This window comes from Mycobacterium colombiense, assembly GCF_003284975.1.
GTDB lineage: Bacteria > Actinomycetota > Actinomycetes > Mycobacteriales > Mycobacteriaceae > Mycobacterium > Mycobacterium europaeum_A.
Map to the genome: position 1 here is coordinate 50,310 of NZ_QMEU01000004.1, position 19,161 is coordinate 69,470.

Consider the following 19,161-nt stretch of genomic DNA (forward strand, 5'->3'; position numbering starts at 1 on the left):
CGACGATGAGTCTGCTCACCATCACCAAGCTCACCGAATCCGTCGGTGCCGAAGTCGCGGGCCTGGAGCCGGCCGCGCTGGCGGGCGACGATTCGGTGGGTGCAGCCGTCCTGGACGCGTTGGAGGACAACGGCGTTCTGGTGTTCCGCGGTCTGCAGCTCGACCCGGCGGCCCAGGTCGAGTTCTGCCGCCGCCTCGGCGAGATCGACCACTCGTCCGACGGTCATCACCCGGTGGCCGGCATCTACCCGATCACCTTGGACAAGTCCAAGAACGCCTCGGCCGCCTATTTGAAGGCCACCTTCGACTGGCACATCGACGGCTGCACACCGCTGGGCGACGAATGCCCGCAGAAGGCCACCGTGTTGACGGCCGTGCAGGTCGCCGAATGGGGCGGCGAAACCGAATTCGCCAACTCCTACGCCGCCTACGACGCCCTGACCGAGGACGAGAAGGAGCGGTTCGGCACGCTGCGTGTGGTGCACTCACTGGAAGCGTCCCAGCGCCGCGTCTACCCCGACCCCTCGCCGGAACAGGTGCAGCGCTGGCGGTCCCGGCGCACGCACGAACATCCGCTGGTGTGGACTCACCGCAGCGGCCGCAAATCGCTGGTGCTGGGCGCCTCCGCTGACTACGTCGTCGGCATGGATCTCGACGAGGGACGAGCCCTGCTCGACGAGTTGCTCGGGCGCGCAACGGTGCCCGACAAGGTGTACAGCCACAGCTGGTCGGTCGGCGACACCGTCATCTGGGACAACCGCGGGGTGCTGCACCGCGCGGCCCCCTACGACCCGGACTCGCAACGCGAAATGCTGCGCACCACCGTGCTCGGCGACGAACCGATCCAATAGCATGACCGCGTCCGACGGACATCCGCTGCGCCTGTCACCGTTACCCGCCGACGAGTGGGACGAGGGCGCGCGTACGGCGCTGGCGTCCCTGATCCCGGCCGAGCGGGCGAATCCCGTTGGCGCGGGCAATGTTCTGTCGACCATGGTCCGCCATCCCGAGCTGACCGCGGCCTACCTGCCGTTCAACGCCTACCTGCTCACCCGGTCGACGCTGTCGCCCCGCGTGCGAGAAGTCGCGCTGCTGCGCGTGGTGCACCGCAGCAACTGCGGCTACCTGTGGTCACACCACATCCCGATCGCCCTGCGCGCCGGCCTGACCGAATCCGAGATCGACGGCATCCAAGCCGGACACTGCGCCGATCGGACGGACCAGGCCGTGATCCGGGCCGTCGACGATCTCACCGCCGACAGCACGATCAGCCAGGCGACCTGGGGTCTGCTGTGCGAGTTGTTCACCCAGCCGCAGTGCATGGACCTGACCTTCACCATCGGCGGCTACCTCCTGCTGGCCTTGGCGGTCAATACCTTCGGCGTTCAGGAGGAGCACGGCTAGACCTGGTCGCCCGCTAGTCCTCGCGGGACAGGGCGGCGCGCGGGCACTCGACGATCGCCCGCTCGACCAACGCCTCCTGCTCGACGGGCACCGGATCGGCGGTGACCACCGCGTAATCGTCATCGTCGAGCCGGAAGACATCCGGCGCGATGTTCACGCAGTAGGCATTGCCTTCGCACCGATCAAGGTTCACTACCGGCCGCATGAAGATCCTCCTTCTCCGATCGAGAGCTCGGAGTTTTTACAGTACAAATTGTGTAAACGCTAGCTTAGGGCGGCCGGGCGGGAAATGACCTCGGATCCGCGACTTCTCAGTGACCTCTCAGTGCCGCGGTCTTAGGCTGGAACCCTGGGTCCGGGAGGTCGACGATGAAGATCGCATCCGTCATCGCCCGCCAACTGCTGGACTGCAAAGCCCGGCCCCTTCTGGAAGTCGAAATCACCACCGACACCGGCTTTGTCGGCCGCGGCGCATCTCCGACCGGCAGCTCGGTGGGGTCGCACGAGGCGTACGTCCTACGGGACGGGGACCGGACCAGATACAACGGCCTGAGCGTGCACCGCGCCATCGCCGCGGTGAACGACGAAATCGCCCCGGCCCTCATTGGCGCGGAGCTCGACGATCCGCGATCCCTGGACCGGGTGCTGATCGCGCTCGACGGCACACCGGACAAGCACCGGCTCGGCGGCAACGCGATCTACTCCACGTCGGTCGCGCTGCTGCGCGCGGCCGCCGCCGAGGCGGGCAGGCCCACCTATACCTACGTCGGCGAACTGCTCGGGCTCGAACCGCCCACTACCGTCCCGGTGCCCAGCTTCAACATGATCAATGGTGGGCACTACGGTGACGTCCGCCAGACTTTCAGTGAATTCCTGGTGGTGCCGTACCGCGCGGACTCGATCGAATCCGCGGTCGAAAGGGGGGTGAGTCTGTTCGAGACGCTCGGCGAGGTGCTCGCCGAGCGACTGGGCCGCGCGCCGATGCTGGCGTCGTCGTACGGATACATCGCGCCGTCCAGTGACCCGCACGCCGTCATGGAGGTGCTGGCCGAGGCCGTCGAGCGGGCCGGCTGCGCCGACATCATGGCGTTCGCGCTGGACTGCGCGTCCAGCGAGGTGTACGACAGCGACTCTGCCACATACGCGTTCAACGGTGAGCGGGTGACCGCGGAGGAGCTGATCGACTTCGCCCGCGCCCTGTCCCAGGAGTTTCCGATGTTGTTCATCGAGGACCTGCTGGACGGTGACGACTGGACCGGGTTCGCCAAAGCGGTGCAGACCGTGAACCGTTCGATCATCCTGGGCGACGACCTGATCGTCACCAACCGCGCCCGCCTGCAGCGGGCGGTCGAATCGTCCGCCGTGGACGGTTTCGTGCTGAAGCCCAACCAGGTCGGCACCATCGCCGAGGCGCTCGACTGCTTCGAATACGCCACGCGCAACGCCGTTTTGGCGATTCCCTCGGGCCGTTCGGGTGGCGTCATCGACGATGTCGTGATGGATCTGGCGGTGGGCCTGGCGGCACCGTTTCAAAAGAACGGCGCACCGCGCTCGGGCGAGCGCATCGCAAAGCTCAACTTCCTGCTGCGCGCGGCCGAAGACATCCCGGATTGCGCGTTGGCGGACGTGCCGGCGTTGGCGAGGTTCTAAAAGCGTCAGTGGCCGGCGACCAGGGCGAGTTCGGCGGCCACCGCGGTCCCGCACACCCCCAACACGATCGAAAGCGCCACCCAGTCGGCCGGTTTCGGCCGCGACGGGGCGGCCGAGATCTGGCCGGTGCCGCCGCGGGCGGTGATCGCATCGCCCATCTCGTCGGCGCGGCGCAGCGTCACCGTGATGACCGCGACGACCACGTCGATCACGTCCGCCGCCGGGCGCCGCAGCCGGGCCCAGCGGGTCTGCGGCGGCTGTTTGGGCCGCAACCGGCGAGCGGCGAAGAGCACCCGAAATTCGTCGATGAGCATCGGAAAGGTGCGCAGCGCGAGCGCCAATGCCACCGACCAGTCGTCGACCGGGACCCGCACCGGCCGCAGGAAGCCGCCCAAAGTGGCGACCGCCGGGGCGATTTGGGCAACATTGGTCGTCCACGACACCAGGGCGCCCAGGGCGAGCAACACCAGCGACAGCACGGTGATGCGCAGGAAGTCCAGCAGCCCGCCCAGGCCCAGCGACGCCGATCCCAGCCGGATGTACGGACTCCCGCCGGCGAATGCCGCGTTGGCGCCGACGATCACCAGCACGATCCACAGCCAGCGCGGTACGGACGGCAGCACACCCCGCGGGATGCGGGCGAGCCGGATTCCCGTGGCCGCCAGGGCGGCGGTGAGCCCGATCGCCACCCAGCCGGGAAAGAACGTCAACAGCAACGAAATACCGAATGCCACAGACAATTTCGTTCCGACCCACAGCTCGTGGATGGGGGAGGTGCCCGGCACCGGCCGCAGCAGCACGAAGGGGCGACGGCGGCCGGCCGGGTGCTGCGCCGGCGGGGCGGCGGCCACTGAATTGTGCTGCGCCGCGACCGGGGACGGTTCCAGCGAACCGTCACGCAGGTGCAGGGTGCGTGGGCACAGCTCCGCAAGCCCGGCGAAGTCGTGCGAGATGACCACCACGGTCAGGCCGGTGTCGCGGCGCCGCTGGGCCAGCAGCTGGACCAGGCCGCGCTGGCTGGCGGCATCCAGGCCCGCCAACGGCTCGTCGAGGATCAATACCCGCGGCGACCGGGCGAGCAGGCCGGCCAGCGCCACCCGACGCATCTGGCCACCGCTGAGCTGGTCGATGCGCCGTTTGGCCAGCCCGGCGTCCAGACCGACGGCCGCCAGCGCCGCGGTCACCCGCGCGTGGTCGGCGGGCGAAAACCCGGCCGCCGAAGCCACTTCCAGGTCGACCCGGCCGCGCATCAGTTGCAGTCGGGCCGCTTGGAATTGGAGCGCGACCGCTCCGACCTGGTCGGCGGTCGGGCGCCCGTCCAGCAGACAGGCGCCGGTGGCCGGCACGGTCAACCCGGCCATGATCCAGGCCAGGGTCGATTTGCCGGAACCGTTGCCGCCGTGGATCAACAGCCCGTCGCCCTCGTGCACCGCGAAGCTGACGTCGCGCAGCGCGGCCTGGGCCCAGGGGGTGCCGCTGGCGTATTCGTGTCCGACACGGACGAGTTCGAGCACCGGCGGGCTGGCCGGACGTCCGTTCGTCACCGTGGGAGCCGGCGCGGTCGCGCTGCGGACCAGGTCGGCGTCGAGTGACGCGTCGCCGAGATTGATTGCGCGGTCGGCGTATTCGGCCTCGTCGTTGTAGTGCGTGATGTGCACCAGGGCCGTCTGGTGGCGTTCGGTGAGGCCGGACAGGACGGCGAGCAACTGCTCCCGGCCCTGCCGGTCGACCATGCTGGTGACCTCGTCGGCGATCAGCAGCGCCGGCTCGCGCGCCAGGGCCGCGGCCACCGCCAGGCGCTGCAGCTCCCCGCCGGACAGGCTGCCCGTGTCGCGGTCGGCCAGCGCGCCCAAGCCGACCTCGCCGAGAAGCCGGGGGATGTCGGTGGTCTTGCCGGGCGGCAGTCCCCAGACCACGTCGTCGGCGACCCGCGTGCCCAGCACCTGGCTTTCCGGGTGCTGCATGATGACCGCGGTGCCGCCGAGCTCACCGAGCCCCACCGCCCCGGGACGCTCGACGACGCCCGATGTCGGTTCACGCCCGGCCAGGATCAACATCAGCGTGGTTTTCCCGGACCCGTTGGCCCCGGTGACCGCGATGTGCTCGCCCGTCCGCACGTCGAGGCTGACCGCTCGCAACGCGTCGTGGTCGGCGTGCGGGTAGCGCAGCCGCACCCGCTCCAGGCGCACCGGGACCGGCCGGATCGGGCCGCCGCCTGCCGGCGCGTCCAGCTTGTGCACGTCGGGAATCCCACGCAGTCGCTCCAGCACCCGCGACAGCGCCCACCAACCGACCAGCGAAGCACCCACGATGACGAAGACGGCGTAGCCCAGCACGAGCCACTGCCAGTAGTGCAGCGCCTCGGCGAAGAACTCCTTGAACTGTTGCGCCGGCGCGCGCAGCTGCGCGACCCGCGATACGACCGCGACGGCGCCGTCCACGGTGGCGCTGGCGGCGTGGAAGGCGAGCTGGCGGAAGCGGGTCAGGACGGTCAAGGCGGCGACCATGCCGGCGCCGACGACGACACCCGCGCCGAACGACACCGCGATCACCGTCGGTGTGCCGCGGCGGTGGCGCTTGACGGTTCCGGCCAGCCCACCGACATAGGCGCAGAGCGCGATCGCTCCTACGCCGCTCAGGCCGACGACCAGAAAGCCGATCACACCGGCGGCGACCGTCGCGGCGATCAGAACGCGGATCCGGTAGCGGTAGGCCAGCAGCCCGGTCGGCACGCTGCCGAGCAGGCCCAGCCCCCCGCCGTGCGGAAGGACGACCGCGATGATGGCGATCGCCGCGCATAACGCGCCCATCACCGATGCCTGCGCCAGCTCGCCGGGTCGCAGCGATCCGGCCCGCGTTTTCGGCATCGCAGCGCCGGGTGCCTTCACGACACGATTATGCCCGTCGCCGGCGGGGCGCCCGTTGCGTCTCTTATCAAATCTTCAGGTAGCCCTTGTCCGCGGGAATTTGCGCGGCCGTCACAAGCGACGAGGCGTCGCTGGCGAGCCACAACACGATGTCGGAGACCAGGTTCGGGTCGGCCAGCGAGTCGGTGGGCAGCGCGCCGGGCGAGAAGCTGTGGATGTAGGTCTGGTTGTCGGCGAAGAGCTGCCACATCGAGGGGTCGTTGCCCATGGGCGTGTCGGTGCCGTAGGGGTGCACCGAGTTGACCCGGATGCCGTATCCACCCAGTTCGACCGCCAGCGAGTTCGTCAGCCCGACCACGCCGAACTTGCTGGCGCAGTAATGACCGCAGCCCGGTACGGCCTTGATGCCCGCGGCCGAGCTGATGGTGATGATCGAGCCGCCGTTGCCCGCCTGAATCATCGCCGGCACAGTCGCTTTGATGGTGTTCCAGACTCCGGTCAGGTTGGTGTCGAGGACGTCCTGCCATTGCTGCGCCGAAATCTCCCACAGCCGGCCCCAATTGAGCACGCCGGCGTTGGCGACGACGATGTCCAGGCGGCCGAATTGGGTGATCGCGTCTTCGACGAGCCGTTGTTGCCCCGCCGCGTCGCGGACATCGACCTGCGCGGCCAGCATCTTGCGGCCTTCGCTTTCCACCAGGCTCGTCGTTTCGGCCAGGTCCTCCGGCGTCGAGGCCGGGTAGCCGTTGTTCGCCGCCACCGGGCCGCACGCGTCGATGGCGACGACGTCCGCCCCGGCCCGGGCCAGCCGCACGCAATGCGAACGGCCCTGTCCGCGCGCGGCGCCGGTGACGAACGCGACCCGGCCGGCCAACGGTTTGTCGTTGTCGCTCATGCTATCTCGGCCTTCCATTAACCCTGCGGCAGCGGGCGGGGACGCACCAGTGTCGGCCACCAGAACCACGGTCCCAGGATCCGCAGGATGGACGGCACGACGAACGAACGCACGATGAGGGTGTCGAGTAGCAGGCCGATGCACACGGTCGATCCCACCTGACCGATGGTCCTCAGATCGCTGGTGAGCATGGCCAGCATGGTGAAGGCGAACACCAGACCGGCCGAGGTCACCACGCCGCCGGTGCTGCCGAGCGCGCGGATGAGGCCGGTGTGGATCCCGCCGTGCAGCTCCTCTTTCACCCGGTTGATCAGCAGCAGGTTGTAGTCCGATCCGACGGCCACCAGGATGATGAACGTCAGCGGCAGCACGAGCCAGTGCAGATGCAGGCCGACGAGGTGCTGCCAGAAGAGGATGGACAGGCCGAACGCCCCGGCGTAGGAGAAGGCCACGGTGCCGGGAATCACCAAGGCCGCCACCAGGCTTCGCGTGATGAACAACATGATCAGGAAGATCAGCACGAAGGCCGCGATCGCCGCGATCAACAGGTCCGACATCGCGTATTGCTTGATGTCTTTGTCGTTGGACCCCGAGCCCCCGATATAGACCCGGGCGCCGGCCAGCGACGTCTCTTTGAGGATCGTCTTTATCGCGTCGGGGAACTGCTCGACGTGCTCGACCCCTTCGGGGCCCATCGCGTCACCCTCGTGGGTGACGATGAAACGAGCGGCTTTGCCGTCCGGCGACATCATCAGCTTCATGCCCGCCTTGAGGTCCTCGTTGTCGAAGGCCTCGTGCGGGATGTAGAAGTAGTCGTCGCTGCGGGACCTGTCGAAGTCGTTGCCGACGTTGATCGAATCGTCGAAGGTCTGCTCGGTCTGGATGGACTGCAGGTCGGCCGAGCCGTAACTGTTGACCAACTTCAGCTGCAGCGCCTCGGTGTCGTCGGCGGTGGCCTTCAGTTGGGCGATGATCTGCGGGAAGGCCTTGTCCACCTCCGCGAGGGAGATTTCGGCCTTGTCGATGTCTTCGGCCAAGTGGTCGATGTGATCGATGGTGTCCCACAGCGATCGGAACGCCCAGCAGATCGGAATGTCGAAACAGTGTTTCTCCCAATAGAAGTAGCTCTTGATGGGCCGGAAGAAATCGTCGAGGTTCGACACTTCCTCGTTCATCTCGTTGCTGACCCGTTTGAGGTCCTCGACGGTGAGCACCGTCTGGTGCAATTCGTCGGACACCTTCTGGAAGAAGCCGATCTCCCTGCGTAACACCGCCACGGAGTGCGCCTGGATCTCGGCCTGCGCATCGGTGTTGGAGTTCTGCTCCCTGTTGAACGGGAGTTGCTGACCGTTGCCGCTGCCCTGCGTGGTGAACAGGTAGGGAATGCTGGCGTGCTCGAGCGCCCGGCCTAACGGCCGCGTCATGCCCTGCACCATCGCCACGCCACGCAGCCGGATCAGCGCCCTGGCGACGCGGTCCAGCGAGATGAAGTCGGCCGAGTTGCGCATGTCGTGATCCGTCTCGACCATTAGCATCTCAGAGAACAGCTTGCTCTTGGGGAAGTGTCGATCGGCGGCCTGGAAACCGAGATTCGCAGGCGCACTGGCAGGTTGGTACTGGCGATCGTCGTAGTTCTGCCGGTAGCTCGGCACGAAGATCGCGCCGAGCATGACGACGGCGGAACTGGCCACCAGGATCGGCACCGGCCAGCGCACCACGCTCGCACCGATGCGCCGATAAAGCCGCCCGTGGACGGTGGTTCTCGGGTCGAACATCCCGAACAGGCTGCCCACGGTCAACACCGCCGGGCCCAGCGTCATCGCCGCCGCGATAGTGAACAGCATGGTGATCGCGACGGCCGGCCCCATGGTGTGGAAGTAGTTGAGCCGCGCGAACGTCAGGCAGTAACAGGCGCCTGCGATCGTCAGTCCGGAGCCGATGATGATGGGTGCCACGCCCTTGTAGGCGATGTAGAAACTGTCCTCCCGGCTCTCGCCGGCCTGGCGCGCCTCGTGATATCGGCCCATCAGGAAGATGCCGTAATCGGTCCCCGCCCCCAGGGTCAGCGCGATGACGATGTTCACCGCGAACGACGACAATTCGATGTACCCGTAATGCCCGAGGGTCGACACGATGCCCTTGGCGACAAGCATTTCGATGAGGACGCCGAGCAGGGGCACCAGCAGCGTCGACGGGGTCCGGTACACCAGCAGCAGCATCACGACGATGAGGATGATCGTGACGATCGTGACGTTGTTCAGGCTGGCATTGGCGATGGTGAGCGTGTCGGAGGCCAGCGGAGCCGCGCCGCTGACGTAGACCTTGAGGCCTGGCGGCGGCGTGTCCTTCTTGATGATGTCGCGGACGGCGTCCACGGACTGGTTGGCCTGGATCTGGCCGATGTCACCGGCGAGACGAAGGAGCACATAGGTGCACTTACCGTCGACGCTTTGCGCCCCGGCCGCGGTGAACGGTTTGCCCCACAAATCCATCACGTACTGGACGTGTTTGGTGTCGTTCTGCAGGCGGCGCATCAAATCGTCGTAGTACCGGTGATCCTGGTCGCCCAGTCGCCGGTTCGCCTCGAACACCACCATGGTCAGGTTCGTGGAGTTGGATTCGTGGAACTTTTCGCCGATGTGCAACAGCGCCCGCTGCGAGGGCGCGTAATGCGGGACCATCGGCCCGGCGAGCTCTTCGGCGACCCGTTCCACTTGGGGCATAAAGGTATTGGTGGTGACCGCGAGCAGGCCCCAGAAGAAGATGATCGGAATCGCCAGGGCGCGCACCATTTTCGGGATGAACGGACGCTTGACCCTGGGCTCCTCGAGGCGATGCTCGGTCATGCCGACTTGACCCTGCACTGGACGTCGGCGTCCTGATGGTCGCCGGATTGCTCGTCGCGGATGACGCCGTCCACCAACATCCGGCAACCGACCTGACCGCCGTGGACGTGCACCGAGATGCTGCCGGACGCCACCGTGAGCGTGGTCGTCTCCGTGTGGGACCACGGCAGGGTGGTGATGTCGACCTGATGCGGATGGCCGTCGATGTCGACGTAGACGAGTTTTCCGCCCTGGCCGGCGTCGCCGAACACCTCGTAGGTGATCCGCTTGATATTGAACTCCTCGGGTGCCTGCGGACCGTTGACGGTGATGACCGGCTCCGGTTCGGAGAACTGATGCACCTTGTACATGCAGAGCAGGCCCACGCCGACCGCGACCACGGCGACCAACGGCATCCAGGTTCGCGCGAGGACGGTCCGACCGACGAAACGAGGGCTCATTCGATCACCTCTCGCGACCCGGTCCGGACATCGTGATCGTGCCCCCCGCCCTCGTGCCCGCCAAATAGTAGACGGTCATGTGCTCAATTGACACATCATGGTGCAAAGACTCCGGACAGCGCAACCCGGACACGACCTCGAAGGCCAGCTGGCCCACCCGGGCGCCCGGTGGGCGCAGCACGCCCAGTCTCGTCGTGCGTCAGGCCAGCTTCTTCAGCCGCCGCCGCAGCCGCGCGCTGCGGCGAATCTGAATGGCCAGGTTTGTCGAGGTCAACATGGGGATCACCCCGAGGAATGTGCGCTCCGAGGGCGTCGCCCCATGCAGATGGTAGAGACTGCCGAAGACGAAAAAGCAGCCGAGCATGAACAACGCGCCCGGGATGCACAGGGTCATCAACGAACCGCGATCGGCAACGACCTGCTTGGCGTAGTCCACCTCGGCCGGGGACATCGATTCGCCTTTGCGGACCTTGTGCAAAACCGCTTTGGCGCTGCCGATCTCTTCACTGACCGGAGCAGTCGTTCGGCGCTCCAAGCGATTTACGTGCACGGCGGCGACGGCGGCCAGCGTCACGGCCAGGACGAGGGTGACCATGGTCAGCAGACCATAGAAGTACGTGCTCATTTTCAGTCCTTGCTCCGCTGTTGGACTTCCGAAGACTAATCTCGGTCCCTGATCACGTCCCGGATGACCAGTCCGAGCAGGACGATCAGGCCCAGCGGCACCAGGAGCTTGAAGACGACCGAGGCGTGGCTGTACAGCAAGCAGTAGGCGATCGTCCCGATCACCACCATGGTGAGCAGGATGGCGCGATTGATCTTGTCCGTACTCATTGCAGGAACCTAACTTCTCGGCGGCGAGACCTCAAAACCCGAAGTCGCCACCACCGCCGGAATCGGAACCGCCGCCGCCGAAGTCCGAACCGCCCCCGAAATCGGAGCCGCCGGAATCCCAGCCGCCGCCGGAATCCCAGCCACCGTCGAACCCCACGTCACCGCCGCCGGAGTAGGTGGCGTCGTTGCCCGCGAATCCGACGTCGGCGCCACCGGAGTCCTGGTAGCCGCCGGTGAACCCCACATCGGCCGGCGCGCTGTCGTAACCGGTTTGCTGTCCGCCGTCGTAGCCGTAGCTGTTCGCATCGGCGAACGCGGAGTCGCGGCCGGCCTCGAAGCCGCGCTCGTAGTTGCCGCCCCAATGATCGTCAAGCAGCGCGTCCATCAGCAGCACGTCGGTCAGCGCCCACGTCCAGCCGGGACCCCAGAACGCGTACGGGTAATAGCCGGGGTAGAAGAACATCCCGTTGTGGTAGCCACCGCCGTAGTAGTACGGGTAACCCGGCTGCGCGGTGGTGCTGTAGTTGTTGTTGTTGATCGTCACCGTTTCGCCGGTGTCGGGGTCCTTGGTGCGCACCGTGGCCTGCTTGCGGTCGTCGGCCGGGACCGAGGTCACTGCGGCGACGTCGGGCTGGCGTGGGTCGAGCTTCCGGTTGGCCTTGTTGACCGTGGACTCGACCACCCGCAAATGCGCCCGCGCGGCGCCGTAATCGCCTTTCTCGTAAGCCTTTCGGGCGTCGTACAGGCTTGCGTTGGCTTTGAGCGACTCGGCGCTGACGTCGACGCCGTCGGCGGTCAGCACCGCGTTGTCCAGGTCACTGACGTTCGACGTGGCCGTGATCAGTTCCTGCTTGATCTCCTCGCGCGCCTCGGAATCCTTGCGATGCTTACGGTTTCGGCTGACGGCGAACCAGAACAGGCCGGCCATGGCCAGCGCGATGCCGAAGATGACCAGCGTCACCTTCAACCACGCCCACTCGTCGTGCTTTTCATGCGCGACCGGCGACGTGGTCACCGGTCCGGCGGGGCCCGCGTTGGCACTCGCCAGCTTGCCGACGAAGGCGCTCGTGGCGCCGTACGGGTCGTTACGATGTTCCCTCGCCGACTGATTCATGAACTGGTCGACGTTGTCCGCGATCGCCTTGGGCACGTTGTAGGCGCGCACGTGGTAGCCGCGAGCGTCGATGACGAGGATGACGCCGCTGAATTCGGCGTTACGGCCCAGCATGGCGGTGTGTACGGCGTCGGCGGTGGTCACCCCGCTCTGCGCGGGCGACACTGCCGCGACCCACACCGGAGGGCCCGCACTCCACCTCCACGAGCTGGTGAGAATCTGCTCGTTCAGCCTGTCGGGGTGCTGCAGCGGTGGTCTGGCACCCGGATCGACCACCACATGCGTCTGGGCGTCGAACCTGCTCACCAGCTGGTCCGTGTAAGTGTCGGCCGAAGCGCTCGGCACCAACAGCACGGCCAGTGCCACGGTCAGCGGCACCAGGACAAGGCTGCGGAAGCGTAAGGTCACATCTCTCCTGCCACGAGTCGTTCTCTCGATCGCGGGGCCGCGACAACGTCCCAGTGCACCCTGCTCGTGAGCGCCCACCCTAGCCCGTTTCGGGCGGCTCTGCCGCGGGGCGGGTTGGGCCGGTCGCGACCGGACTACCCGGCCGGCGCTAGATCTTGACCGTCAGCGGCCAGACGTTCCAGATCTCGTCGCAGTACTCGGTGATGGCGCGATCGGACGAGAACTTGCCGCTGCGCGCGGTATTGAGGATCGACATCTTCGTCCACGACTCGCGATCCTGCCACGCCGCGCCGACCCGTTCCTGACAGTCCACATACGACGCGTAGTCGGCGCACACCAGGAACGGATCGTCGTAACGCAGGTTGTCCACGACGGGCTTGAACACCTCGGTGTCCCCGCGCGAAAACGTCCCCGCGGCAATCAGATCCAGCACAGCGCGCAGCTCGTCGTCGCCGTCGATGTAATCACCCGGGCGATACCCGTCGGCCTTGACCGCCCCGACTTGCTGCTCGGTGAGCCCGAACAGGAAAAAGTTCTCCGGCCCGACTTCGTCGCGCATCTCGACGTTCGCCCCGTCCAGCGTGCCGATGGTCAGGGCCCCGTTGATCATGAACTTCATGTTCCCGGTGCCCGAAGCCTCCTTGCCCGCGGTGGAGATCTGTTCGGACAGATCGGCCGCCGGGTAGATCAGGTGGGCGTTTTGCACGTTGAAGTTCGGCACGAAGGCCACCTTGAGGAACCGGTTCACGTCCGGGTCGGCGTTCACGGTTTTGGCGACCGCGTTGATGAGCTTGATGATCCGCTTGGCCAGGAAGTATCCGGGCGCGGCCTTGCCGCCGAAGATGAAGGCCCGCGGCGGGATCGACAGGCCCGGATTCTGCTTCAGGCGGTGATACAGCGCGACGACGTGCAGGACGTTCAGGTGCTGGCGCTTGTACTCGTGGATGCGCTTGACCTGGACGTCGAACATCCAGTCCGGGTTCAGTTCGACACCGGCCACCGAGTGGACGTATCTGGCCAGGCGGGACTTGTTGTTGCGCTTGATGTCGCGCCACTCGCGCCGGAAGGCCGCATCCTCGACGAACGGCTCGAGCCCGCGCAGCCGGCCCAGATCGGTCAACCAGCCGTCGCCGACCGTGCGGTCCAGCAGTTCGCGCAGCCCGGGGTTGGCCAGCGCGAGGAAGCGGCGCGGTGTCACGCCGTTCGTCTTGTTGCTGAACCGTTCTGGCCACATCTCGTAAAAGTCTTTCAGCACACTGCTTTTCAGCAGCTCCGAATGGAGGGCGGCGACGCCGTTGATGGCGTGGCTGCCGACGGTGGCCAGGTGCGCCATCCGGACATTCTTGCCGCCGTTCTCACCGATCAAGGACATCCGGGCAACGCGGTCCTCGTCGCCGGGGAAGCGGGCGCGCACCTCGTCGAGGAACCGGCGGTTGATCTCGTAGATGATCTCGAGGTGGCGCGGCAGCGACTCGGCGAACATCTCCAGCGGCCAGGTTTCCAGCGCCTCGGGCAGCAGGGTGTGGTTGGTGTATCCGAACGTCGCGACGGTGATGTCCCACGCCGCGTCCCAGTCCAGCTCGCGCTCGTCGACCAGCAACCGCATCAGCTCGGCGACCCCGATCGAGGGATGGGTGTCGTTGAGCTGCAGGGCAAACCGCTGCGGTAGTTCCTTGACGGACACGTCGGCGAGGTCGTCCATGATGTGCAGCACGTGTTGCAGCGAGCAGGACACGAAGAAGTACTGCTGCAGCAGGCGCAGCCGCTTGCCGGCCTCGGGCTCGTCATTGGGGTACAGCACCTTGGTGACCGTCTCGGACGTGACCTCGTCCTCGACCGCCTTGTAGTAGTCGCCGGTGTTGAAGGCATCCAACGCAAACGATTTGACGGCGCGCGCGCTCCACAGCGTCAGCACGTTGCAGGTGTTGACGCCGTAGCCCTGGATGGGTGTGTCGTAGGCGGTGCCTTTCAGTAGCCGTCCGGGCACCCAGCGGACGCGGTCGTGGCCGGCCTCATCGGTGTAGTGCTCGGCATAGCCGCCCCACTTGACCAGGAAGCTGACGTCGGGTTTGGCGATCTCCCAAGGGTTTCCGTTGTCCAGCCAGTTGTCGGTCTGCTCGACCTGCCAGCCGTCGTGGATTTCCTGATCGAAGATGCCGAATTCGTAGCGGATGCCGTAGCCGATCGCCGGGCGCTCCAGGGTGGCCAGCGAGTCCAGGTAGCACGCGGCGAGCCTGCCCAGGCCGCCGTTGCCGAGCCCGGGTTCCTCCTCGCAGGCCAGGACCGTGTCGAGGTTCTGGCCCATGGCCGCCAGAGCCTCGCGCGCGGCCCGCTCCATCTGGAGGTTCAGCAGGTTGTTGCCCAATTGCGGGCCCATCAGAAACTCGGCTGACAGGTAGCAGGTCACCTTGCGGCCGAGGTCCAGCGAGGTCTGCGTCGAGGCCACCCGGCGGTCCTGCATGCGATCACGGACGGCCAGGGCGAGCGCGCGGTAGTAGTGCTCGGGGCGCCGGGCCGCCGCCGGACGCCCGATCGAATAGCGCAGGTGGTCGTTGATCGCGCGCTGTAGTGCGGCCGCGCTCATCCCGGTGCGCGAGTGCTCGATCAGGTCGGCCCGGGTGGGGTTGCCGGGGGACAGGCCATCGGAGGGCGTCTGATCGACATCGGTCATGGTGAGTCCTACTCGCTAGGGGGTGGCGGGCAGCACCGCCCCGGGCCGCTGCAATGCCCGGTGGCGACAGACCGTCAGTCTTGCAGCGATGTTTGCACACCAGGCCCGCAATAGAGGTCGGAAACGTGAACGGGAGTCCACGGGCCGGCGACGAAACGGCCCCGCGGTCAGTGCGCGCCGGCCAGATTCAGCGTGACCACTCCGGCGATGATCAGGCCGACACCGGCGACCTTGGTCAGCGATACCGGCGAGCCCAGAAACAGCACCGCGATCAGCACGATCAGGGCCGTACCGATGGCCGACCACAGCGCGTAGGCGACGTCGGTCTGCATGCCGCGCGAGATCGACACCGCCAGCAGCGCGAAGGAGACGGCATAACCGACCAGGCAGACGAAGGTCGGCCACAGCCGGCTGAACCCCTCGGTGCTCTTGAGCAAGCTGGTCGCTATCACCTCTGCGAATATGGCGCCGAGGAGAAAGAGATAGGTCAAAACGCCTCCTTGCATACCCCTGTACACGTACGTGTTTACCTCCAAGGATTACGCCCTATGACCCGCACCCCGCGCTCATTGACGTTCGATGTCGGCGAGGTGACCGGGCAGCCAGCGTCGCTGGCGGCGACGTACTACCCCGCGCGCGACGCCGCGGTCGCGCTGCTGGTGTGTCTGCCGGGCGGCACCTACAGCCGCGACTACTGGGACCTGCACATTCCCGGCCACCACGGGTACAGCTTCGCCCGCTTCGCCACCGAGAACGGCTACGCCGTCGTGACCATCGACCCGCTGGGTACCGGCGAAAGCTCGCAGCCCACAGGTGATTTCGGCTTCAGCGATATCGCCGCCGCGCTGGCCCGAGCCGTCAGCGCGCTGCCGGACACCATCGGCATCCACGCGCCGCCGGTCGCCGTCGCGCATTCGCTGGGCGGGTACCTGGCCATCACCCAGCAAGCGCTGTTTCCCGGTTATGCCGGGCTGGCGGTGCTGGGTTGCACCAACCAGCACGTCGCGCCGTTGAACCTGGACGCGGCGTTCATCGCGCGTTGCGCCACGCCGCAAGGCCGGGCCGAGGCGGCCACCGAAATCCTGTCCGCGCTCGGTCGGCCGTATTTCGAGGGGCCGCGCGAGTACCTGCAGAGCTGGTTCCATCTCCCCGACGTTCCCGCCGACGTCGTCGCGGCCGACGCCAGCGCCGCCAAGTCGGTGGTACCGCGCGTGTTCGGCACGGCGATGGTCCCCGGCGTCGTCGCCGAGCATGCGGCGCGCATCGACGTCCCGGTGCTGGTCGGCTACGGCGTGGTCGACGTCTCGCCGGATCCGCGCGCCGAGGCCGGCCTGTACCGGAGCAGCCCGGACATCACCACCCTGGTGGTGGCCGGCAGCGCGCACTGCCACAACATGGCGTCGAGCCGGCATCGGCTGTGGCGGCGCCTGCTCGCCTGGGCGGCGACCGTAGCCTGTCCCTCGTGAGGAATGGTCTCGACGCTCGCCTGGCCCGGCACGCTCCGGCGGTGCTGAGCCTGTTTCGCCTCGTCTACGGTTTGCTCTTCGCCGCGTACGGTTCGCGGAGCCTGTTCAATTGGCCCGTCCGCTCGCCGGTTGTCGTCGAGTTCGGATCCTGGCCCGGCTGGTATGCCGCAGTGATCGAGATCGTCGCGGGCCTGCTGGTCGCCGGCGGGTTGTTCACCCGCGCCGCCGCGTTCGTCGCCTCGGGGGAGATGGCGATCGCCTACTTCTCGGTCCACCAACCCCAGGCGCTGTGGCCGGTCGCCGATCCGCCGGCCGGCAACGGGGGCGCGTTGGCCATCCTGTTCTGCTTTGCGTTTTTCCTGCTGGTTTTCACCGGCGGCGGCAGCTACTCCCTGGACGCGCGACGCCGAATGCTTCCCCTCCGCCGGCGATAATGGCATTCTCTGATAAGGAGAAGCCATTTCCGCAGGGCCGCCAGGCCGAGGAGGACGACGATGAGCGCGCAGCGGTGCGACGGCATGGTGGCCCTGGTCACCGGCAGCAGCCGGGGCCTGGGCAGGGCGATCGCCACACGGCTGGCCGAGCACGGAGCCACGGTGGCCCTGACCGCCCGCACCATGGACCCCGACCCCAAGTACCAGGGGTCGCTGAGCCAGACCCGCGACGAGATCGTCGCCGCGGGCGGGAAAGCCATTGCAGTCCAGGCGGATCTGTCCCAGACCGAAGACCGTGAACGGCTTTTCACCGAGGTGGCCGGCGCGGTCGGCGCACCCGACATCCTGGTCAACAACGCCGCCGTGACGTTCCTGCGGCCCCTCGACGGGTTTCCCGAGCGGCGAGCGCGGCTGATGATGGAGATGCATGTGCTCGGCCCCCTGCACCTGTGTCAGCTGGCGATACCCGCGATGCGCGAGCGCGGACGCGGCTGGATCCTGAACCTGACCTCGGTAGGCGGTGACCTGCCCCCCGGGCCGCCGTTCTCCGAGTTCGACCGCACGGCGGGCTTCGGCATCTACGGCACGGCCAAGGCCGCCCTCAACCGATTGACGAAAAGCCTCGCGGCCGAACTGTACGACGACGGAATCGCGGTCAACGCCGCCGCCCCGTCCAATCCCGTGGCCACGCCCGGCGCCGGCACCCTCGATTTGGCCAAGACCGACACCGAGGACATCGCGCTGATCACCGAGACGGCGTTGCGGCTGTGCACCGGCGATCCGAAGACCCTGACCGGGCGCATCGCGCACACCCAGCCCTTCCTCGCCGAGGTCGGCTGGACGAGGACCGGCCCGCTGACCGGATGAGCCGAGCCGAGCTCGATCCGACCGAGCTGCGCCGCCGACTCGACGGCGCGGGCGTCACCGACGTCGCCCCGCTGGCCGGGGGCGCCTCCAGCCTCACCTTCGCTGGCAGCAGGGATGGCCGGCGGGTGGTGATCAAGGTGGCCCCGCCGGGCGTCGCACCCGTCGCGCATCGCGACGTGCTCCGCCAGGCCCGCATCATCAAGGCGCTCAAGATAACTCACGTTCCGGTGCCGGAAGTGCTGTGGGAAGACGCGGGGGACCCGCCCGGCGCACCGCCGCTGTATGTGATGACACATGTCGAAGGCGACTGTGTGGAACCGCTGTTCGACCACTGCCCGCGCACCGACGGCCTGACCGATCGGTACCGGAATGCCTGCCGCGCGATGGCCGCGCTGCACAGGCTCGCGCCGGCGGACCTCGGGCTGGGCGATGAACCCGTGGTCGACCCGGTCGCCGAAGTCCACCGGTGGTCCGACACGCTGCGGACCGTCGACCCGGCGCTGGCCCCAGGCTGGCCGAAAGTGTATGACGCGCTGCTCGATTGCGCGCCGCGTGCCATGGCGGCGTGTGTGGTGCACGGCGACTTCCGGCTGGGCAACCTGCTCACGGCCGGATCGCGGATCAACGCGATCATCGACTGGGAGATCTGGTCGATCGGCGATCCGCGCATCGATGCCGGCTGGTTTCTGATCAACTGCGACCCGGACACCTACCGCCGGGTCGACGCGCCCGACGGTATGGTGCCGCCGATCGACGAACTCACCGAGCTCTATGCCTCCGAGTTAGGTTGCGAAATAACCGATTTGGCGTGGTTTACGGCGCTGGCGTGCTTCAAGTCGACGGCGACCTGGTCGCTGATCGTCAAGCACAATCGCCGCTGGGCGGCGCCGCGGGCCGAAGTGGAAGCGATGGCAACGATTTTGCCGAGGCTGCTCGACCGCGCCTTGACGTCGCTGGCTTGAGGCCCGCGGGGGAGTGTTACTGGCAGCGGACCAGAAGATTTTCGCAGATCATTCCGACGTCGCCCGTATCGTTCACGGGCTGGCCTTCATTGGACGGATTGATCCAGGTGGTGGGGAACGGACTGTAGACGTCGTCCATGCCCGGCGGCTGGGGGCGCGGATCGACATTCGGGTCCGCGTGGGCCACGCCGACGGCGCCCGCCAGGGCGATGGCCGTCGTCGCGCAGGCCAGCATTGCGCGAGCCCGGATGCGAAGCGTCATCGCCGCCTCCTCGGTTTCTGGCCGAATTGCTGGCTGGTGAA

The 19,161-nt window shown here is 67.2% G+C and carries 18 protein-coding genes; 7 read left to right on the forward strand and 11 right to left on the reverse strand.

All coding sequences use genetic code 11. The features are described 5' to 3' along the window. Positions 1-5 precede the first annotated feature (5 nt). Together DQP58_RS02810 and DQP58_RS02815 are read left to right on the forward strand one after the other, a co-directional pair. Positions 6-851: a TauD/TfdA dioxygenase family protein gene (locus tag DQP58_RS02810; protein ID WP_112706982.1), complete on the forward strand. Its 846-nt coding sequence runs from the start codon at positions 6-8 to the stop codon at positions 849-851. A 1-nt stretch (position 852) separates the two neighbouring features. Beyond that, positions 853-1,404 carry a carboxymuconolactone decarboxylase family protein gene (locus DQP58_RS02815; RefSeq protein ID WP_112706983.1) on the forward strand — a complete coding sequence of 184 codons (552 nt, stop codon included), beginning with the start codon at positions 853-855 and terminating at the stop codon, positions 1,402-1,404. 13 nt (positions 1,405-1,417) lie between these two features. On the opposite strand, the gene DQP58_RS02820 is transcribed toward DQP58_RS02815, so the two are convergent. Next, positions 1,418-1,609, reverse strand: coding sequence for a ferredoxin (locus DQP58_RS02820; RefSeq protein ID WP_112706984.1), 192 nt, complete (start codon positions 1,607-1,609; stop codon positions 1,418-1,420). A 164-nt stretch (positions 1,610-1,773) separates the two neighbouring features. Here DQP58_RS02820 and eno point away from each other — a divergent pair, with 164 nt between their 5' ends. Next, complete coding sequence (gene eno / locus DQP58_RS02825; protein WP_112706985.1) at positions 1,774-3,054, forward strand: phosphopyruvate hydratase; 1,281 nt, start codon at positions 1,774-1,776, stop codon at positions 3,052-3,054. Positions 3,055-3,059: 5 nt separating this feature from the next. On the opposite strand, the gene DQP58_RS02830 is transcribed toward eno, so the two are convergent. The 9 genes from DQP58_RS02830 to DQP58_RS02865 all read right to left on the reverse strand — a co-directional run bounded on the left by DQP58_RS02830 (position 3,060) and on the right by DQP58_RS02865 (position 15,620). Further along, positions 3,060-5,942, reverse strand: coding sequence for an ATP-binding cassette domain-containing protein (locus DQP58_RS02830; protein ID WP_112706986.1), 2,883 nt, complete (start codon positions 5,940-5,942; stop codon positions 3,060-3,062). A 46-nt stretch (positions 5,943-5,988) separates the two neighbouring features. After that, complete coding sequence (locus tag DQP58_RS02835) at positions 5,989-6,816, reverse strand: mycofactocin-coupled SDR family oxidoreductase (protein ID WP_112706987.1); 828 nt, start codon at positions 6,814-6,816, stop codon at positions 5,989-5,991. A gap of 17 nt (positions 6,817-6,833) precedes the next feature. Next, positions 6,834-9,662, reverse strand: coding sequence for an RND family transporter (locus tag DQP58_RS02840; protein ID WP_112706988.1), 2,829 nt, complete (start codon positions 9,660-9,662; stop codon positions 6,834-6,836). After that, the gene (locus DQP58_RS02845) at positions 9,659-10,102 is read right to left on the reverse strand and encodes an MmpS family transport accessory protein (protein WP_197497969.1); all 444 of its coding nucleotides are present in this window, start codon (positions 10,100-10,102) and stop codon (positions 9,659-9,661) included. The genes DQP58_RS02840 and DQP58_RS02845 overlap by 4 nt, the downstream gene beginning before the upstream one ends. Positions 10,103-10,301: 199 nt before the next feature. Next, positions 10,302-10,727: a hypothetical protein gene (locus DQP58_RS02850; RefSeq protein ID WP_112706989.1), complete on the reverse strand. Its 426-nt coding sequence runs from the start codon at positions 10,725-10,727 to the stop codon at positions 10,302-10,304. A gap of 35 nt (positions 10,728-10,762) precedes the next feature. After that, positions 10,763-10,936: a hypothetical protein gene (locus DQP58_RS26690; protein WP_165827779.1), complete on the reverse strand. Its 174-nt coding sequence runs from the start codon at positions 10,934-10,936 to the stop codon at positions 10,763-10,765. A gap of 31 nt (positions 10,937-10,967) precedes the next feature. Next, positions 10,968-12,458: a hypothetical protein gene (locus DQP58_RS02855; protein ID WP_112706990.1), complete on the reverse strand. Its 1,491-nt coding sequence runs from the start codon at positions 12,456-12,458 to the stop codon at positions 10,968-10,970. Positions 12,459-12,606: 148 nt separating this feature from the next. Further along, on the reverse strand, positions 12,607-15,042 hold the full coding sequence (locus DQP58_RS02860; RefSeq protein WP_112707052.1) for a glycogen/starch/alpha-glucan phosphorylase: 2,436 nt from the start codon (positions 15,040-15,042) through the stop codon (positions 12,607-12,609). 254 nt (positions 15,043-15,296) lie between these two features. Beyond that, on the reverse strand, positions 15,297-15,620 hold the full coding sequence (locus DQP58_RS02865) for a DMT family transporter (protein ID WP_112706991.1): 324 nt from the start codon (positions 15,618-15,620) through the stop codon (positions 15,297-15,299). A 57-nt stretch (positions 15,621-15,677) separates the two neighbouring features. Here DQP58_RS02865 and DQP58_RS02870 point away from each other — a divergent pair, with 57 nt between their 5' ends. The 4 genes from DQP58_RS02870 to DQP58_RS02885 are packed head-to-tail and all read left to right on the forward strand — an operon-like array spanning position 15,678 to position 18,858. Further along, positions 15,678-16,595 carry an alpha/beta hydrolase gene (locus DQP58_RS02870; protein ID WP_112706992.1) on the forward strand — a complete coding sequence of 306 codons (918 nt, stop codon included), beginning with the start codon at positions 15,678-15,680 and terminating at the stop codon, positions 16,593-16,595. Then, positions 16,592-17,029: a DoxX family protein gene (locus tag DQP58_RS02875; protein ID WP_112706993.1), complete on the forward strand. Its 438-nt coding sequence runs from the start codon at positions 16,592-16,594 to the stop codon at positions 17,027-17,029. The genes DQP58_RS02870 and DQP58_RS02875 overlap by 4 nt, the downstream gene beginning before the upstream one ends. 60 nt (positions 17,030-17,089) lie before the next feature. After that, positions 17,090-17,896, forward strand: coding sequence for an SDR family NAD(P)-dependent oxidoreductase (locus DQP58_RS02880; protein WP_112706994.1), 807 nt, complete (start codon positions 17,090-17,092; stop codon positions 17,894-17,896). Beyond that, a complete protein-coding gene (locus DQP58_RS02885; RefSeq protein ID WP_112706995.1) occupies positions 17,893-18,858 on the forward strand; it encodes a phosphotransferase family protein in 966 nt (321 codons plus the stop codon). Before DQP58_RS02880 ends, DQP58_RS02885 begins: the two co-directional genes overlap by 4 nt. A gap of 16 nt (positions 18,859-18,874) precedes the next feature. Here the strand turns inward: DQP58_RS02885 and DQP58_RS02890 are convergent, their stop codons facing one another. Beyond that, positions 18,875-19,120 (reverse strand): hypothetical protein, encoded by a 246-nt coding sequence (locus tag DQP58_RS02890; RefSeq protein WP_112706996.1) that lies wholly within the window; start codon positions 19,118-19,120, stop codon positions 18,875-18,877. Positions 19,121-19,161: the final 41 nt, after the last annotated feature.

Coding starts and splice junctions, on each gene's coding strand:
- DQP58_RS02880 (WP_112706994.1), top strand. CDS start 17,090: ATGAGCGCGCAGCGGTGCGACGGCATGGTGGCCCTGGTCACCGGCAGC.
- DQP58_RS02850 (WP_112706989.1), bottom strand. CDS start 10,727: ATGAGCACGTACTTCTATGGTCTGCTGACCATGGTCACCCTCGTCCTG.
- DQP58_RS02845 (WP_197497969.1), bottom strand. CDS start 10,102: ATGAGCCCTCGTTTCGTCGGTCGGACCGTCCTCGCGCGAACCTGGATG.
- DQP58_RS02835 (WP_112706987.1), bottom strand. CDS start 6,816: ATGAGCGACAACGACAAACCGTTGGCCGGCCGGGTCGCGTTCGTCACC.
- DQP58_RS02870 (WP_112706992.1), top strand. CDS start 15,678: ATGACCCGCACCCCGCGCTCATTGACGTTCGATGTCGGCGAGGTGACC.
- DQP58_RS02860 (WP_112707052.1), bottom strand. CDS start 15,042: ATGAGCGCGGCCGCACTACAGCGCGCGATCAACGACCACCTGCGCTAT.
- DQP58_RS02840 (WP_112706988.1), bottom strand. CDS start 9,662: ATGACCGAGCATCGCCTCGAGGAGCCCAGGGTCAAGCGTCCGTTCATC.
- DQP58_RS02820 (WP_112706984.1), bottom strand. CDS start 1,609: ATGCGGCCGGTAGTGAACCTTGATCGGTGCGAAGGCAATGCCTACTGC.
- eno (WP_112706985.1), top strand. CDS start 1,774: ATGAAGATCGCATCCGTCATCGCCCGCCAACTGCTGGACTGCAAAGCC.
- DQP58_RS02885 (WP_112706995.1), top strand. CDS start 17,893: ATGAGCCGAGCCGAGCTCGATCCGACCGAGCTGCGCCGCCGACTCGAC.
- DQP58_RS26690 (WP_165827779.1), bottom strand. CDS start 10,936: ATGAGTACGGACAAGATCAATCGCGCCATCCTGCTCACCATGGTGGTG.
- DQP58_RS02815 (WP_112706983.1), top strand. CDS start 853: ATGACCGCGTCCGACGGACATCCGCTGCGCCTGTCACCGTTACCCGCC.
- DQP58_RS02810 (WP_112706982.1), top strand. CDS start 6: ATGAGTCTGCTCACCATCACCAAGCTCACCGAATCCGTCGGTGCCGAA.
- DQP58_RS02890 (WP_112706996.1), bottom strand. CDS start 19,120: ATGACGCTTCGCATCCGGGCTCGCGCAATGCTGGCCTGCGCGACGACG.